At 61.6% G+C, this 15,718-nt stretch carries 15 protein-coding genes; 11 read left to right on the top strand and 4 right to left on the bottom strand.

All coding sequences use genetic code 11. The features are described from left to right. Positions 1 to 12: 12 nt before the first annotated feature. Positions 13 to 636, bottom strand: coding sequence for a TetR/AcrR family transcriptional regulator (locus E0F99_RS11755; RefSeq protein WP_083357532.1), 624 nt, complete (start codon positions 634 to 636; stop codon positions 13 to 15). Positions 637 to 789: 153 nt separating this feature from the next. Here E0F99_RS11755 and E0F99_RS11750 point away from each other — a divergent pair, with 153 nt between their 5' ends. From E0F99_RS11750 to ppnP, 8 genes are all read left to right on the top strand, one after another. After that, entirely contained in the window at positions 790 to 2,568 is a 1,779-nt protein-coding gene (locus tag E0F99_RS11750; RefSeq protein ID WP_083357531.1) for an acyclic terpene utilization AtuA family protein, read from the top strand. A gap of 12 nt (positions 2,569 to 2,580) precedes the next feature. Next, entirely contained in the window at positions 2,581 to 3,453 is an 873-nt protein-coding gene (locus E0F99_RS11745) for an SDR family oxidoreductase (protein ID WP_083357530.1), read from the top strand. Between the two features lie 3 nt (positions 3,454 to 3,456). Beyond that, the gene (gene atuC / locus E0F99_RS11740) at positions 3,457 to 5,073 is read left to right on the top strand and encodes a geranyl-CoA carboxylase subunit beta (protein ID WP_083357529.1); all 1,617 of its coding nucleotides are present in this window, start codon (positions 3,457 to 3,459) and stop codon (positions 5,071 to 5,073) included. Positions 5,074 to 5,146: 73 nt separating this feature from the next. Continuing rightward, entirely contained in the window at positions 5,147 to 6,304 is a 1,158-nt protein-coding gene (atuD, locus tag E0F99_RS11735) for a citronellyl-CoA dehydrogenase (protein WP_083357528.1), read from the top strand. Beyond that, positions 6,301 to 7,068 carry an enoyl-CoA hydratase/isomerase family protein gene (locus tag E0F99_RS11730; protein WP_130908773.1) on the top strand — a complete coding sequence of 256 codons (768 nt, stop codon included), beginning with the start codon at positions 6,301 to 6,303 and terminating at the stop codon, positions 7,066 to 7,068. Before atuD ends, E0F99_RS11730 begins: the two co-directional genes overlap by 4 nt. Positions 7,069 to 7,178: 110 nt before the next feature. Continuing rightward, the gene (locus E0F99_RS11725) at positions 7,179 to 9,107 is read left to right on the top strand and encodes an acetyl/propionyl/methylcrotonyl-CoA carboxylase subunit alpha (protein WP_083357526.1); all 1,929 of its coding nucleotides are present in this window, start codon (positions 7,179 to 7,181) and stop codon (positions 9,105 to 9,107) included. 66 nt (positions 9,108 to 9,173) lie between these two features. Continuing rightward, a complete protein-coding gene (locus tag E0F99_RS11720; protein ID WP_083360388.1) occupies positions 9,174 to 9,716 on the top strand; it encodes a 3'-5' exonuclease in 543 nt (180 codons plus the stop codon). A gap of 63 nt (positions 9,717 to 9,779) precedes the next feature. Beyond that, a complete protein-coding gene (gene ppnP / locus E0F99_RS11715) occupies positions 9,780 to 10,064 on the top strand; it encodes a pyrimidine/purine nucleoside phosphorylase (protein WP_049712179.1) in 285 nt (94 codons plus the stop codon). Positions 10,065 to 10,129: 65 nt separating this feature from the next. Here ppnP and E0F99_RS11710 read toward each other — a convergent pair whose 3' ends face one another. Together E0F99_RS11710 and E0F99_RS11705 are read right to left on the bottom strand one after the other, a co-directional pair. Next, complete coding sequence (locus E0F99_RS11710) at positions 10,130 to 10,936, bottom strand: MOSC domain-containing protein (protein ID WP_083357525.1); 807 nt, start codon at positions 10,934 to 10,936, stop codon at positions 10,130 to 10,132. Positions 10,937 to 10,975: 39 nt separating this feature from the next. Continuing rightward, complete coding sequence (locus tag E0F99_RS11705) at positions 10,976 to 11,911, bottom strand: chemotaxis protein CheV (RefSeq protein WP_083357524.1); 936 nt, start codon at positions 11,909 to 11,911, stop codon at positions 10,976 to 10,978. 534 nt (positions 11,912 to 12,445) lie between these two features. On the opposite strand from E0F99_RS11705, the gene E0F99_RS11700 reads away from it, so the two are divergent. From E0F99_RS11700 to E0F99_RS11690, 3 genes are all read left to right on the top strand, one after another. Beyond that, on the top strand, positions 12,446 to 12,895 hold the full coding sequence (locus tag E0F99_RS11700; protein WP_173667112.1) for a hypothetical protein: 450 nt from the start codon (positions 12,446 to 12,448) through the stop codon (positions 12,893 to 12,895). Between the two features lie 348 nt (positions 12,896 to 13,243). Next, positions 13,244 to 14,137, top strand: coding sequence for a sensor histidine kinase (locus E0F99_RS11695; RefSeq protein ID WP_083357522.1), 894 nt, complete (start codon positions 13,244 to 13,246; stop codon positions 14,135 to 14,137). Continuing rightward, the gene (locus E0F99_RS11690; protein WP_083357521.1) at positions 14,134 to 14,793 is read left to right on the top strand and encodes a response regulator transcription factor; all 660 of its coding nucleotides are present in this window, start codon (positions 14,134 to 14,136) and stop codon (positions 14,791 to 14,793) included. The genes E0F99_RS11695 and E0F99_RS11690 overlap by 4 nt, the downstream gene beginning before the upstream one ends. Here E0F99_RS11690 and yegS read toward each other — a convergent pair. Continuing rightward, positions 14,752 to 15,672, bottom strand: coding sequence for a lipid kinase YegS (gene yegS, locus E0F99_RS11685; RefSeq protein ID WP_083357520.1), 921 nt, complete (start codon positions 15,670 to 15,672; stop codon positions 14,752 to 14,754). The two genes, E0F99_RS11690 and yegS, sit on opposite strands and share 42 nt — an antisense overlap. Positions 15,673 to 15,718: the final 46 nt, after the last annotated feature.

Here is a 15,718-nt window from a genome sequence, read left to right as displayed (position 1 = left end):
ATGGCTTGCACCTCAATCGGCCTTCAGCACCATCATCAGGGCCTCTTCGGCCAATTGCTCCAAGGTCAGGCTGCCTTGGGCGCGAAACCACGTGGTGGTCCAAGACAACGCGCCCGTGAGAAAGCGTCGGGTAATAAATACGTCGCCCCTGATGTAACCCGCAGCCTTGGCCTCACCCAGCACCTGCAACCAGATCGCCTCGTAGACATCGCGCAACGCCAGCACCTGGGCCTGGCCATCGACCGACAGTGAGCGCCACTCGTAGACCAGCACCGCCATGGCTTCGCCGCTGCCGCCCATAATCGACTGCAATTCGCAACGAATCAGCGCCAACACGCGTTCACGCACGTCTCTCGCTTCTTCAAGGGACGCGCGCATCATGGCGGTGTTGTAGTGGATGGTTTCCTCCATCACCGCGCGCAGGATCTCGTCCTTGCTCTTGAAGTGATGAAAGATGCTGCCGGACTGAATCCCCACCGCGCTGGCCAGGTCACGCACAGTGGTGCGCTCAAAGCCCTTGTTGCGGAACAGGTGAGCTGCGGTTTGCAGCAATTTGCCCCGGGCACTGTCGGGGTCGGTCAATTGGCCGGCATCGACCATGGTGCGCATCACCCGTAGGGCTTTTTGCTCATCCATGCCTCTCTCCTTCACGTGTGCTGACATCTAGGGCGGCAATTTAGGCCGTGGCCGCCAGCCAAGCAAGCGCTTGGGCAAAACTTAGGCGCCTAGTTTACAAACCAAGCGCTTGCTTGGTAGTCTCGACGCCAGCCATTCGAGGAAGGATTTCTCATGAGCAAGACGGTTCGTATCGGCTGCGCCAGCGCCTTCTGGGGTGATACATGCACCGCCGCCGCCCAACTGGTGCACGGCGGCGCGCTGGATTACCTGGTGTTCGACTATTTGGCGGAAGTCACGATGTCGATCCTCGCCGGTGCGCGGATGAAAGACCCACAGGCCGGCTACGCCACCGATTTTGTGGAGGTGCTCACGCCGCTGCTGGGCGATATTCAGCGCCAGGGCATCCGCGTGATCAGCAATGCTGGCGGCATTAACCCTCAGGCCTGCGCTGCCGCCCTGCAAGCGGCCTGCGACAAGGCTCAAACCCGGCTGAAAATCGCCGTACTGCTGGGCGACGACCTGCAACCGCAGCTCAAACAGCTGCAAGGCGTCACCGACATGTTCACCGGCGCGCCGCTGCCGCCGATGTGCGTATCCGCCAACGCCTACCTCGGCGCGCCGGGCATTACCGCTGCGCTGGAACTGGGCGCGGACATCATCATCACCGGCCGCGTGGTCGACAGCGCGGTGGTCAGCGCTGCACTGGTGCACGAATTCAACTGGTCGTGGCAGGACTACGACCGCCTCGCCCAAGCCGCACTGGCCGGGCATATCATCGAATGTGGCGCGCAGTGCACCGGCGGCAACTTCACCGATTGGCGCGACGTGCCAGACTACGAACACATCGGTTTTCCCATCGTCGAGGTCAGCGACGACGGCCAGTTCACCGTCAACAAGGTTGACGGCAGCGGCGGGCTGATCAGTGAACTCAGCGTGGCCGAGCAACTGCTGTATGAAATCGGCGACCCGCGCGCCTACCTGCTGCCCGACGTGATCTGCGATTTCAGCCAGGTCAAATTGCAGCAGCAAGGCAAACACAGCGTGCGCCTGCACGGGGCCAAGGGCTTGCCACCGACCGATCAATACAAGGTCAGCGCCACCTACCCGGACGGTTTTCGTTGCACCGCCAGCTGCCTGATCGCCGGGATCGACGCGGTGGCCAAGGCCGAGCGGGTCAGCCAGGCGATCATCAACAAGACCTCGGAACTGTTCAGCCAACGCGGCTGGGCGCCTTACACCGAGGTGAACATCGAATTACTCGGCAGCGAAGCCACTTACGGCGCCCACGCCCAGCGCCAGGATTGTCGCGAAGTGGTGGTGAAACTCGCGGTGCGCCACCCAAGCAAACAGGCGCTGGTGTTGTTCGCCCGCGAGATCGCCCAGGCGGCGACCGGCATGGCGCCCGGGCTGACCGGGATCGTCGGTGGACGGCCGACGGTGTATCCGCTGATTCGGCTGTTTTCATTCCTGATCGATAAATCCTCCTGCGAGCTGGTGATCGACGTCCAAGGCCAGCGCCACACCATTGAACTGCCCGCCTCTGCGCCACTCGTCACCCCGGCCGCACCGATCGACCCACCCAAGCCCCAAGGCCGTGCCGACGCGAGTGTGCCGCTGGTGAAACTGGCCGTGGCGCGCTCCGGCGACAAGGGCAACCACAGCAATATCGGCGTGATCGCCCGCCACCCCGACTACCTGCCGTGGATCGCCGAAGTGCTGACCCCGCAAGTGATCGTCGACTGGATGAGCCACGTACTCGACCCCGTCCACGGCCGCGTCGAGCGCTGGTACTTGCCCGGCAGCCACAGCCTGAATTTCCTGCTGGAAAACGCCCTGGGCGGCGGCGGTATTGCCAGCCTGCGCATCGACCCGCAGGGCAAAGCCTTCGCCCAGCAACTGCTGGAAATCCCCATCGCCGTGCCGCAACACATCGCCGATCAATTCAAATAAAGGAGCGTTGCCGTGGCCTTCGCCTCAATCTTCAAAGCCGACCTGTTCCAAGGACAAACCGTGATCGTCACTGGCGGCGGCAGCGGCATTGGCCGCTGCACCGCCCATGAGCTGGCGGCACTCGGCGCCCATGTGATCCTGGTGGGGCGCAAGCCGGAAAAACTGCAAGCGGTGGCGGCGGAAATTGCCGAAGACGGGGGCACGGCCCATTGGCAGGCCTGCGATATTCGCGATGAAGAGGCCGTGAAGGCGCTGGTGGCACAGGTCATTGACGCCCACGGGCCGATTCACGGGCTGGTGAATAACGCAGGCGGCCAATACCCATCGCCCCTGGCTTCGATCAATCAAAAGGGTTTTGAAACCGTGCTGCGCACCAACCTGGTCGGCGGTTTCCTGGTGGCGCGGGAAGTGTTCAACCAGTCGATGAGCAAGCACGGTGGCGCCATCGTCAACATGCTCGCCGACATGTGGGGCGGCATGCCCGGCATGGGCCACTCGGGCGCAGCGCGCTCAGGGATGGACAACTTCACCAAGACCGCCGCCTTCGAATGGGGTTACGCCGGGGTGCGCGTCAATGCCGTGGCGCCGGGCTGGATTGCCTCCAGCGGCATGGACACCTACGAAGGCGCGTTTAAGGCGGTGATCCCGACCCTGCGCGAACACGTGCCGCTCAAGCGTATCGGCACCGAGTCGGAAGTCAGCGCGGCCATTGTGTTCCTGCTCAGCCCCGCTGCCGCGTTCATCAGCGGCAGCACCTTGCGCATCGATGGCGCCGCCAGCCTGGGCAGTCGCGCCTGGCCGTTGCCCAAGGCGCAGCCGCCGAGTGAACCCTTCAATGGTTTCCACCGCGCCTACCTGCCGGATGTACTCAAGGTGGAGCAATAGCGCATGCCGGTAATTGAAAGCTTGATCGACGCCCACAGCCCGCAGTTCGCGCAAAACCGCGAAGCAATGCTGGCCGCTATCGCGCAATTGCGCCAGCTGGAACACACCCTGTTAAGCAAGGCACAGGAGGCCAAAACCAAATTCGACAAGCGCGGCCAACTGCTGCCCCGCGAGCGCCTCAACCTGCTGCTGGACCCCGGCGCGCCGTTCCTGGAACTGGCCAGCCTGGCCGGCTACAAACTCCACGACGACAAAGACGGCAGCGCAGCTGGTGGCGGCTTGATCGCTGGCATCGGCTACGTCAGCGGCGTGCGCATGCTGGTCGTGGCGAACAACAGCGCGATTAAAGGCGGCACCATTTCCCCTTCGGGGTTGAAAAAATCCCTGCGCCTGCAGCAGATCGCCATGGAAAACAAATTGCCGGTGGTCACTCTCGCCGAAAGCGGCGGCGCCAACCTCAACTATGCCGCCGAGATTTTCGTCGAAGGCGCGCGCAGCTTTGCCAACCAGGCGCGCATGTCCGCCATGGGCCTGCCGCAGATCACCGTGGTGCACGGCTCGGCCACGGCGGGCGGTGCGTATCAGCCGGGGCTGTCGGACTACGTGGTGGTGGTGCGCGGCAAGGCCAAGCTGTTCCTCGCCGGGCCGCCGCTGCTCAAGGCCGCCACCGGCGAAGTAGCGACGGATGAGGCATTGGGCGGCGCCGAAATGCATGCACAGACCGCTGGCACCGCCGAATACCTGGCGGAAAACGATGCCGACGGCGTGCGCATCGTGCGTGAGATTGTCAGCCTGTTGCCGTGGAATGATCGCCTGCCGCTTGCACCCAAACGCGATTACAAAGAGCCGCTGTATCCCATCGAAGCGCTGCTGGGGCTAATCCCCGACGACCCGAAAAAACCCTACGATGTGCGCGAAATCCTCGCGCGCCTGGCCGACGGTTCCAACTTCCTCGAATTCAAGGGCGAGTTCGATGCCCACACCGTCTGCGGCCACTTGCATATCCAAGGCCGCGCCGTTGGCGTGATCGGCAATAACGGCCCGATCACGCCCAAAGGCGCAAGCAAGGCCGCGCAGTTTATTCAGCTGTGCGACCAGAGCAGCACGCCGCTGTTGTTCCTGCACAACACCACCGGTTTTATGGTGGGCACCGAGTCGGAGCAGCAAGGCGTGATCAAGCACGGCGCGAAGATGATCCAGGCGGTGGCCAACGCGCGGGTGCCTAAACTCACGGTGGTGGTCGGCGGCTCTTACGGCGCCGGCAACTATGCGATGTGCGGCCGTGGCCTGGACCCGCGCTTTATCTTCGCCTGGCCCAACAGCCGCACGGCGGTGATGGGCGGCGCGCAAGCGGGCAAGGTGCTGCGCATCGTCACCGAAGCCAAGCAACTCAAGGATGGTTTGGTGCCCGACCCCAAGGTGCTGGACATGCTCGAACAGGTCACGGCGCAGAAGCTCGACAGCCAGTCCACCGCGCTCTATGGCAGCGCGAATCTGTGGGACGACGGGCTGATCGATCCACGCGATACCCGCACGCTGCTGGGCTACCTGCTGGATATTTGCCATGAAGCCGAGGGGCGGCAGTTGCAGCCCAACAGCTTCGGTGTAGCGCGCCTCTAACGTGATCGTTCCCACGCTCCACGTGGGAATGCAGCCCAGGACGCTCCGCGTCCCCACAGGGAGAACAACAACAATGATCTTTACCCAAGAACATCAGGAACTGCGCCGCACCGTGCGCGCCTTCGTCGACCGCGAGATCAACCCACATGTGGACGAATGGGAAAAAGCCGGGCGCTTTCCCATCCACGCCATTTTCCGCAAGGCTGGCGACCTCGGCCTGTTGGGCATTTCCAAGCCGGAAAAATTCGGCGGCATGGGCCTCGACTACAGCTACTCCATCGTCGCGGCCGAAGAGTTCGGCACTATTCGCTGCGGCGGCATCCCGATGTCCATCGGCGTGCAGACCGACATGTGCACCCCCGCCCTCGCCCGCTTCGGCAGCGATGAGCTGCGCGACGAGTTCCTGCGCCCGGCCATCAGCGGCGAGCAAGTGGGCTGCATCGGCGTCTCGGAAACCGGTGCGGGCTCCGACGTGGCCGGGCTGAAAACCCATGCGCGCAAGGTCGGCGACGACTACGTCATCAACGGCAGCAAAATGTGGATCACCAATTCGCCCAGCGCCGACTTTATCTGCCTGCTGGCCAACACCTCGGACGACAAGCCGCACATCAACAAGTCGCTGATCATGGTGGCGATGAACACGCCGGGCATCAGCGTCAGCCCGCCCCTGGAAAAACTCGGCATGCACAGCTCCGAGACCGCCCAGGTGTTCTTCGACGGCGTGCGCGTGCCGCAGCGCAACCGTATCGGCCACGAAGGCGCGGGCTTCATGATGCAAATGCTGCAGTTCCAGGAGGAACGCCTGTTTGGCGCGGCCAACATGATCAAGGGCCTGGAGTACTGCATCGACAGCACCATCGACTACTGCAAGGAGCGCCAGACGTTCGGCAAGGCGCTGATCGACAATCAGGTCATCCACTTCCGCCTGGCCGAGCTGGCCACCGAAATCGAATGCCTGCGTGCGCTGGTCTACCAAGCCACCGAGCAATACATCAAAGGCCAGGACGTGACCCGCCTGGCCTCCATGGCCAAACTCAAGGCCGGGCGCCTGGGCCGCGAAGTCAGCGACAGCTGCCTGCAATACTGGGGCGGCATGGGCTTTATGTGGGACAACCCGGTGGCCCGCGCCTATCGCGACGTGCGGCTGGTCTCGATTGGCGGCGGCGCCGACGAGATCATGCTGGGCATCATCTGCAAACTGATGGGCACCCTGCCTGGGAAAAAGTCATGAATACGCGGCTGCTCGAACCGCATAACGGCGTGCTGCACATTACCCTGAACCGCCCGGCGAATCGCAACGCCATGAGCCTGGAAATGGTTAATGAGCTGCGTGCGGTACTGGCGCAATTGGACAGCCAGGTGCGTGCACTGGTGATCAGCGGCGCGGGTGGGCACTTCTGCGCAGGGGCGGATGTGAAGGACATGGTCACCGCAGGTGGCAAGGCGCAGTTGCAGGCGCTGAACCGTGCGTTCGGTACCTTGCTGCAAGCAGTCGAGGCCGTGCCGCAGGTGGTCATCGTGGTGCTGCAAGGTGCGGTGCTGGGCGGTGGGTTTGGGCTGGCGTGTGTGAGTGACATTGCGATAGCCGATCATAAGGCGCAGTTCGGCCTGCCGGAGACCAGCCTGGGCCTGTTACCAGCGCAAATTGCGCCGTTTGTGGTGAAGCGCATTGGTCTGACCCAGGCGCGGCGGCTGGCGCTGACGGCGGCGCGGTTTGATGGGGTTGAGGCGCAGCGCCTGGGCGTGGTGCATTTTGCCGAGAGCGATGCACAGGCATTGGCGGAGCGCCTGGATGAGGTGCTGGGGCAAGTGTTGCAGTGCGCGCCGGGGGCCAATGGACGGACGAAAGCCTTGTTACTGGCCAGTGCCGATGAACCGCTTGAGGCCGTACTGGATCGCGGGGCGCAGTGGTTTGCTGAGGCAGTGACTGGCGTGGAAGGAATAGAGGGGACGCAAGCTTTTGTGCAGAAGCGTAAGCCTAGGTGGTGCAAATGACGCCATCGCAGGCAAGCCAGCCCCCACAGGGAGAACCCATTTCAACAGGTGGGAGCTGGCTTGCCTGCGATGGGGCCAGAACAAACACCCGATTACCCAGGGATAAACCAATGCCCACATTCAGCAAAATCCTGATCGCCAACCGCGGCGAAATCGCCTGCCGTATCCAGCGCACCGCTCAAGGCTTGGGCTACCGCACCGTCGCCGTCTATAGCGACGCCGACGCCCAAGCCCTGCACGTACAGATGGCCGACGAAGCCGTCAACATCGGCCCCGGCCCAGTCCACCAGTCGTACCTGAACATCCCGGCCATCCTCGATGCCGCGCAAAAAACCGGCGCCGACGCCATCCACCCCGGCTACGGCTTCCTCTCCGAAAACGCCGAGTTCGCCCGCGCCTGCCAACACGCGAACATCACCTTCATCGGCCCCAGCCCCGGGGCCATCGAACTGATGGGCAGCAAACGCCTGTCGAAACTGGCCATGCTTGAGGCTGGCGTGCCCTGCATCGCCGGCTACCAAGGCAGCCAACAAGACGACACCACCCTGCAACAAGCAGCCAGCCGCATCGGCTACCCTCTGATGATCAAAGCCAGCGCCGGCGGTGGCGGCCGCGGCATGCGCCTGGTGCACGACAGCACCCAACTGCTCGACCAATTGCGCACTGCCCGTTCTGAAGCCATGAACGCCTTCGGCAGCGATGAGCTGATCCTTGAGCAAGCTCTGATCGACCCACGCCATGTGGAGATCCAGCTGTTTGGCGACAGCCATGGCCAGCTCATCTACCTGGGCGAACGCGACTGCTCGATCCAGCGCCGCCACCAGAAAGTCATCGAGGAAGCCCCCTGCCCCGTGATGACCCCAGAGCTGCGCCAAGCCATGGGCGAAGCTGCGCTTAAGGCCGGGCGGGCGGTCGATTACGTCGGCGCCGGCACCGTGGAGTTCCTGCTCGACCGCAACGGCCAGTTCTATTTCCTGGAAATGAACACGCGCCTGCAAGTGGAGCACCCCGTCACCGAGCTGATCACCGGCCTCGACCTGGTGGCCTGGCAACTGCAAATCGCCGCCGGTGAACCGCTGCCACTCAAACAGGCCGACGTGACCCTGAGCGGTCACGCCCTGGAAGTACGCCTGTACGCCGAAGACCCAGCCCAGGGCTTTGTGCCACAAACCGGTGACGTGCTGCGCTGGGCGCCTGCCATCGGCGTGCGGATAGATCACGGCGTACTCGAAGGCCAACGCATCAGCCCGTTCTACGACGCAATGCTCGGCAAGCTCATCGCTTACGGCGCCACCCGTGAAGAAGCTCGGCGCAAGTTGTTGCGAGCAGTGGAAGACACGGTATTGCTGGGCGTCATGACCAACCAGCGATTGCTCGCCGATTTGCTTAAACACCCGGACTTTATCGCCGGCGATTTCAGCACCGGATTCATCGCCGAACACTTCAACGAAATCCCCCGCCAGGCCGCGACGGATGAACAGATTGCTTTGGCCGCCGTGCTGTTTTATCAACACAGCGCCGATACCCACCACCAAGGTTTAGCGGGCTGGCGCAACAGCGCCAGCGTGCCTTGGACCTATCGCCTGGAAATTAACGACGAACCCCGCGACATTGCCGTCAGCGTTCTGCAGGACAACCGCCTGCTGGCCAACGGCATCGATATTCGCAACCTCAGTACCGATGGCCGCCGGGCCACGCTGCAGATCAACGGCATTCGTCGTAGCATCGCCTACCACCTCGACGACACCCAACTTTGGCTATCCGGCGTGAAGGTGATCAACCGCACCCAGCAAGTCGCCGGCCGCCAGGCCGATGCCGGCAGCGGCACCGTAAAGGCGCCGATGGATGGCGCCATTGTCGATATTCGCGTAAGCGCCGGTGAAAGCGTCACCAAAGGCCAACTGCTGCTGGTGCTCGAAGCGATGAAAATGGAGCACCCGCTGACGGCCGGCATCGACGGCGTGATCAACAACGTGCAGGTGATTGCAGGCGATCAGGTGCGCAATCGCCAGGTTTTGCTGGAGATCGAAAAGCCCTAGGCGGAACTACAAGGCTTGGCTACGCTCTATCCCCATCAGGAAGGGAAGAGCATGGGAACCTGCACGATGCCTCATTGGCTGATTATTGACCTTGAAGCCACAACGGATGAAGGCGGCTGGCCCGTGACGGAGATGGAAGTCATCGAGATTGGCGCGAGCCTGGTAAACCGCCAGGGCCGTGAACTGGATCACTTCCAGCGCTTTGTGCGGCCGCTGCGTCGGCCTTTGCTGACGCCTTTCTGCCGACAGCTCACCCACATCACCCAGGCCAACATCGACGGCGCTGCACCGATCACCGATGTGTGGCCGCTGTTCGAACGCTGGCTGGGCCAGCATCACACGCGCCTGGAAGGCTGGGCCAGTTGGGGTGACTATGATCGCAAGCAGCTTGAACTCGAATGGCAACGCCATGGCCTGGCCAGCGCGCTCGCGCAAACGCCGCATGTGAACCTCAAGCAGCGCTTCGCCAAGGCTCGGCGCCTGGATAAGCCGTTGGGGCTCAACGGCGCCCTGCAACTGGCGGGGATGCAGTTCAACGGCCAGCAACACCGGGCGTTGGAGGATGCGCGCAACACCGCACGCCTGCTGCCGTTGATTTTGCCGGTCTAGGCAGCTCCCCTGGCCTTGGGCATACTGGCCTACCTTTCCAGACCCTTTTTCGAGGATTCACCCATGTTTAAAGTCAACGAATACTTCGACGGCACCGTCAAGTCGATCGCTTTCGGCACCGCTGAAGGTCCGGCGACCATCGGCGTGATGGCTCCGGGTGAGTACGAATTCGGTACCGCACAACGTGAAATCATGCACGTAGTGTCCGGCGCCCTGACCGTCAAGCTGCCGGATGCCAACGACTGGGAAACCTTCGCCGCCGGCAGCCAGTTCAACGTACCGGCCAACAGCAAGTTCCAGCTGAAGGTCGCCGTCGACACCGCTTACCTGTGCGAATACCGCGGCTAAGCGTTGCTCCGGTGAAAAAAATGCCCGTCTGGCAGGAGACGGGCATTTTTTATGGGCGCCGCCATCTACTCGAGAATTGTCACCGGCATGCCCACTTCCAGGTACCCCGGGCTATCGTTGACCAGGTTCTGGCCGAACATCACATCGCCGTCCTGCTCGCGATAGGTCTTGAGGGTGGTCAACGGTTCGCGGTCAGCGCTGCGTTCGCCGCTGGCGGGGTCAATCGTGGTGAGGATGCAGCGTGAACAGGACTTGACCACGCGAAACTCCACATCGCCAATGCGTACGCGCTTCCACCCGTCTTCGGCAAAGGCCTCGCTGCCTTCGATCACAAGGTTGGGGCGAAAACGCAGCATTTCCATGGGGCGGCCGATGCGCTGGGACAGGTCGTCCAACGAGGCCTGACCGATCAGCAGCAGCGGAAAGCCGTCGGCGAACCCGACTTTATCATCGTCCCTGCCGTAGCCATCTTGAGTGGTGCGTGCACGTTCTACCGGCACCTGCACCAGCCGCGTGGGCTGGCCAATAAAACTGCTGACCCAGGCCGCTGCCGCATCGCCCGCATCCGGCACGCGCAAGGTGTCGCGCCAAATGGTCACACCGCGCAACTGCGCCGTGCTGCCGGGCAGCGCCACGTCCAGGGGCGCGAAGCCAGGCGAGCTCAGGGTCAGGCCGCCGCGGCTGTTGCACAGCGCCGACAGTTGGCTCATCTTCGCCACGGCCCGTTGCGTAAGAAAGCGCCCACTGGCTTCATCCACCAGCATCCAGCGTCGATCCCCGTCCAACCCGAGTTTATCCAGGCCGATCTGCTGCAAGGCTTCGGCCTTGCCGGACTTCAAGGGGTAACGGTACAACGCGCTGAGACGAAGCATGGGCCTGCTTTCCTGATGGGCAAAGCCGTCACCCTAAGGTCAAGTGGGCACTTCGTCCAGCATCAAGCGTTGACGCACCACATCCACCAGCTTGTCGGGCTGGAATTTGGACAGGAAGTTATCGCAACCGACCTTCTTCACCATCGATTCATTGAAGCTGCCCGACAGCGAGGTGTGCAGCACCACGTACAGGCTACGCAGACGTGGGTCGTTGCGAATTTCGGTGGTCAGGCGGTAGCCGTCCATCTCGGGCATTTCGGCGTCGGTGAAGATCATCAGCAGTTTGTCGGTCATCACCTGGCCGCTGTCGGCCCATGCCTTGAGCATGTTCAGCGCCTTGAGGCCGTCACTGGCGATGTGCATTTTCACGCCGAGCTGCCCGAGGGTGTCGCGCAGTTGCGACAAGGCCACGTTGGAGTCATCGACCAGCAGCACTTCGCGGCCACGGGCGCGTTCCAGCACCGGGTCTTCGAGTTTCTCGCGGGAGACCTTGGCGTTGTACGGCACGATTTCGGCGAGGACTTTTTCCACGTCGATGATTTCCACCAACTGGTCATCGACCTTGCTGATGGCCGTGAGGTAATGCTGGCGCCCGGCGCTGGCCGGCGGCGGCAGGATAGCCTCCCAATTCATGTTAACAATGCGGTCCACGCCGCCCACCAGGAACGCCTGCACCGAACGGTTGTACTCGGTGACGATAATGGTGCTGTTAGGCCCCGGCACGAGCGGGCGCATGCCGATGGCCTGGGACAAGTCGATCACCGGCAAGGTCTGGCCACGCAGGTTGACCACGCCGCACACGAACGGGTGGCGCTGGGGCATCAGGGTCAGCTTGGGCAGTTGCAACACTTCCTGAACCTTGAACACGTTGATCGCGAACAGCTGCCGTCCGGCCAGGCGGAACATAAGAATCTCCAGGCGATTCTCACCCACCAGTTGCGTGCGTTGATCTACCGTGTCGAGAATGCCGGCCATTAAAAGCTCCTGATGTGGGATTGTGCTGCTCACTAATGTTAGTTATCGGCGGCAAGCGCCAGACCTTGACCCCCGTAAAATGCCACGTAAATTCATTGATGTCACACTGACATCATGCTTTACTGCATCGGCCTCTTCAAATGGCATTACAGCAACGACGCGCGACATTCAAATCGACGCGAGGTTCCGCTGTGTAAGGGATTCCCCTAGGTACAATCAGGCCCAACCTGATATTCGCGATATCTAATAGCCATTAATGTGACGCCATTCTCATTGCATGAATGGAGTCAGGCTTTTGTTTGCCATCCCAAGCCCTCGGTCCACGAGTTTTCCAGAGACTCACGTGGCGGCAAATGAAGTTGTGCAATCGCCCCGAATAATGCGGGACTTGCGCGGCATTTGTGATAATTCAAGTATCGGTCCTACTGAAATTTCAGAATGGGGCTACAGATTCCAGTCATATTTCAGCGGTAGTTTGACGCCATTCAGCCGGTGCGGCATCTCATCACCCGACCTTATGTTGTGGAGACTTGCATGATGAATAACGCAAACGAATGGCAAACTGCTCTTCCGGATTTCCTGCTCGAAGCAGAGACGCTCCTGGCCAAATCAGAAGAATGCTTGAACCACCTGCATTTGATTCGCAACGACAGCGATGCCATCGACTGCATGAAAATCAGCCTGAGCAGGCTGGCCGAAAAGGCCGAAGGCCTCGCATTACAGGCGATCAGCGAATTCTCCCGGCATATTCAGTACCTCATTGCCAATGCTGCAAGCCCCATGGAACTGCATGACCAGGCATTGAGTGCCTTGCATGACTGCCTGACGCTACTGGCATGGCAACTTGAACTGATCGACACCCGAACCGGAGAATTGGCGCTGGATGAGAGCGAGCAAACTAAACTGATTGCGACAGTCACCCTGCAGATCCCGCAAAAAGACTTCAGTTATAAATCGCAGCAGCGTGTACATCACTCACCTTGAGTGCTGACCAGGTCGTATTTAATCGGTGGGTTATCTAAAAACGACGCCAGCATATCAATTAGCCATCATCGCTATAACTCTACAAACCCACTTAATTAATACAATTGCCTCCTCTTTGAACTGTGGAATCTTTAACTCTGGGATGAGGTCCCGGGGCGTTTGTGCGTGGTTAATAGCCTGTGAGGCGAGGCGCCAGGCGACCAACGGTAATAGTGGTGGTACTATGCCTCGCTCGAAGTGACTCAACTTCAACCTGTATAAAATGTTTTGGTACCGCATTCCAAACAGAGCCCTGTCAGCCGCCATGACCGGTCTTTCCGCAGCGAACCTTCATTGGCTCCATCCGCTATGTACGCCAGCCTAAAGTCACTCATCGCAAGATCCGTGTCCCGCAGCAATGCCCGTCGCATCGTTCTCGCCCTGTGCCTTTGCTCATTGCTGGTCAGCCTGTGGGCCTACACCCGTTCCGCGCCGTTGCCGTTGTCGGTACTGCTGCTCAATCTCGCCACCTTGCTGGTGGTGGGTTTGCAACAGTGGCGCTCGCGCAAATCGATAAAATTCCAGCCGCAGGAATTGGCCGATCGCTTGCTGCAAGTCCAGGAAAACGAACGCCATCGCCTCAGCCGCGAGTTGCATGACGACATCGGCCAGTTGCTCACCGCGGCCAAACTGCAGAGCGAATGGCTCAAGCGCCGCCTGCCGCAAGACCTGCAAAGCCAATGCACAGTGCTGTGCAACACCCTGAATGAAACCCTGGCCAAAGTGCGCGACGTGTCCGCCATTCTCAACCCAAGGCAGCTGGCCAGCCTCGGTTTAGAAGCCAGCCTGCGCGCGCACCTGCTCAAAACCCTGGAAAACACCCCACTCCACTGGAGCCTGGAATGCCAGCAACGGCTGACCGGTCTCCCGGAGGAAATGGCCGTGGCGGCCTTTCGCATCACCCAGGAAGCGGTAACCAACATGCTTCGCCATGCCCAGGCGCAGAACTTGCTGGTACGCCTGCAACGCCTGCCCGAAGGCCTGTCGCTGATGATCTGCGATGACGGCCTGGGCTTCTCGCCTGCCATCAACCCCGCCCTGGAAGGCCAACGGGGCATGGCCGGTATGTCCGAGCGGATCGATCAGTTGGGGGGCACCTTGTCCGTCAACAGCCAGCCAGGCAAAGGGACAAGGATCGACGCGCTTTTCCCCTGGGCGCCCCGCGCCCTCGAACGGGCCAGTTCCCCTAAGGTTCTCGAGTGACCTGCAATTTACTCTTAGTGGATGACCACACACTGATTCGGGCCGGCGTACGCGCGCTGATCCAAGACACTCCCGGCTACACCGTGATTGGTGAAGCCAGCGATGGTGCGCAGCTGCTGGAGAAATTCAGCAGCCTGCAGCCGGACATCGTGCTGCTGGACCTGTCGATGAAGCACATGGGCGGCCTGGACGCGCTGCAGCAACTTAAGGCCGCCTACCCCAAGAGCAAGGTGCTGATCCTGTCGATGCACACCGACCCCGAGCTGATCATGCGTGCGCTAGAATCCGGCGCCCATGGCTACCTGCTCAAGGACACCACCGCCAACGAGCTGGAACACGCGCTAATGGCCTTGCGCAACAACGAGCGTTACCTGAGCCCGGCGATTGCGCACACGGTGATCAACCAAGCGTTGATCCGCAGCCAGGGCCCGGCCTCACCCGCCGCCCACAGCCATAACCTCACGGCGCGCCAGCTGGAAATTCTGCGATTGATTGTGCGCGGCAAATCCACCCGGGAAATCGCCCACGGCCTGGGCCTGAGCATCAAGACCGTGGAAGCGCATCGGTCGCAGATCATGAAGCGCCTGCAGATCTTCGACGTGGCGGGCCTGGTGTTATTCGCCGTTCGCGAGCAGATCATCAGCCTGGACGACTAGGGGCGAATTCAACGGCAGGTGCACGCGCAGAGCTTTTGGCAGAGCGGAAAAACGCAAATCATCGCCCTTCAGCGGCTCGCCATCCAGGTTGATGTACAGCCCTTCGGCCACCTTGATCTCAACCCAGGGCAGGCGCGCTCGCACAAACATGTTGTCCAGGCCCCAGCCGTCGCTCATCAAGGTCAGCAGCGTGCCGACCACTTCCTGAGGCGCCGGCAGGATGCTGATATCCAGCAAGCCGTCATCGGCCAACGCGCCAGGGCACAGCACATGCCCACCGCCGGCCTGGCGACCGTTGCCGATACCCAGCGCCAGCAAGTCACCTTTCCAATGAAAATCCGGGCCTTCCAGCTCACCGTAAGCAGCCTTCAATTCACTGAAACGCGTCAAGCCGGTGAACAGGTAAGCGGCGCCGCCAAGGACCTTTTTCAGGTCTTCGGAGGTGTTGGCAGTGACCTGGCTGCCGAAGCCACCGGTGGCCATGTTGAGGAATATTTGCTTGCCGACCTTACCCAGGTCGATCGACCTTGGCGGCACGTCCAGCAGCGCCATGGCCTGGACGGGCTCCAGCGGCACCCCGGCGGCCTTGGCGAAATCATTGGCGGTGCCCAAAGGCATCAGCACCAGGCTGGCGTCGGTGCTGGCCAGGGCCATGGCCTCGGCCACATCGCGCAAGGTGCCGTCGCCGCCGCCGGCGATGAGGTGCGTGTACCCGGCGTCGAGGGCTTCGCTGACCAGGCGCTGGGCATCACCACCCTCCCACGTCACCCGCACCGCCAGCTCCCAGCCTTGGTCACGCCGGGCCTGCACAGCGGTGCGCACGTCCTCGTTGAGGGCTTGCTTGCCGTGCAGGATCAACAGTGCCTTGTGGGTGGTCATAGGGGAAATCTCCTGGGTTCAAAGGTGCTTGAAGGATGTGGACATT

Source organism: Pseudomonas antarctica, assembly GCF_900624995.1.
Lineage (GTDB): Bacteria > Pseudomonadota > Gammaproteobacteria > Pseudomonadales > Pseudomonadaceae > Aquipseudomonas > Aquipseudomonas antarctica.
Note: the sequence above shows the minus strand (reverse complement) of the source record. Positions and strands in the feature narration are given on the sequence as shown.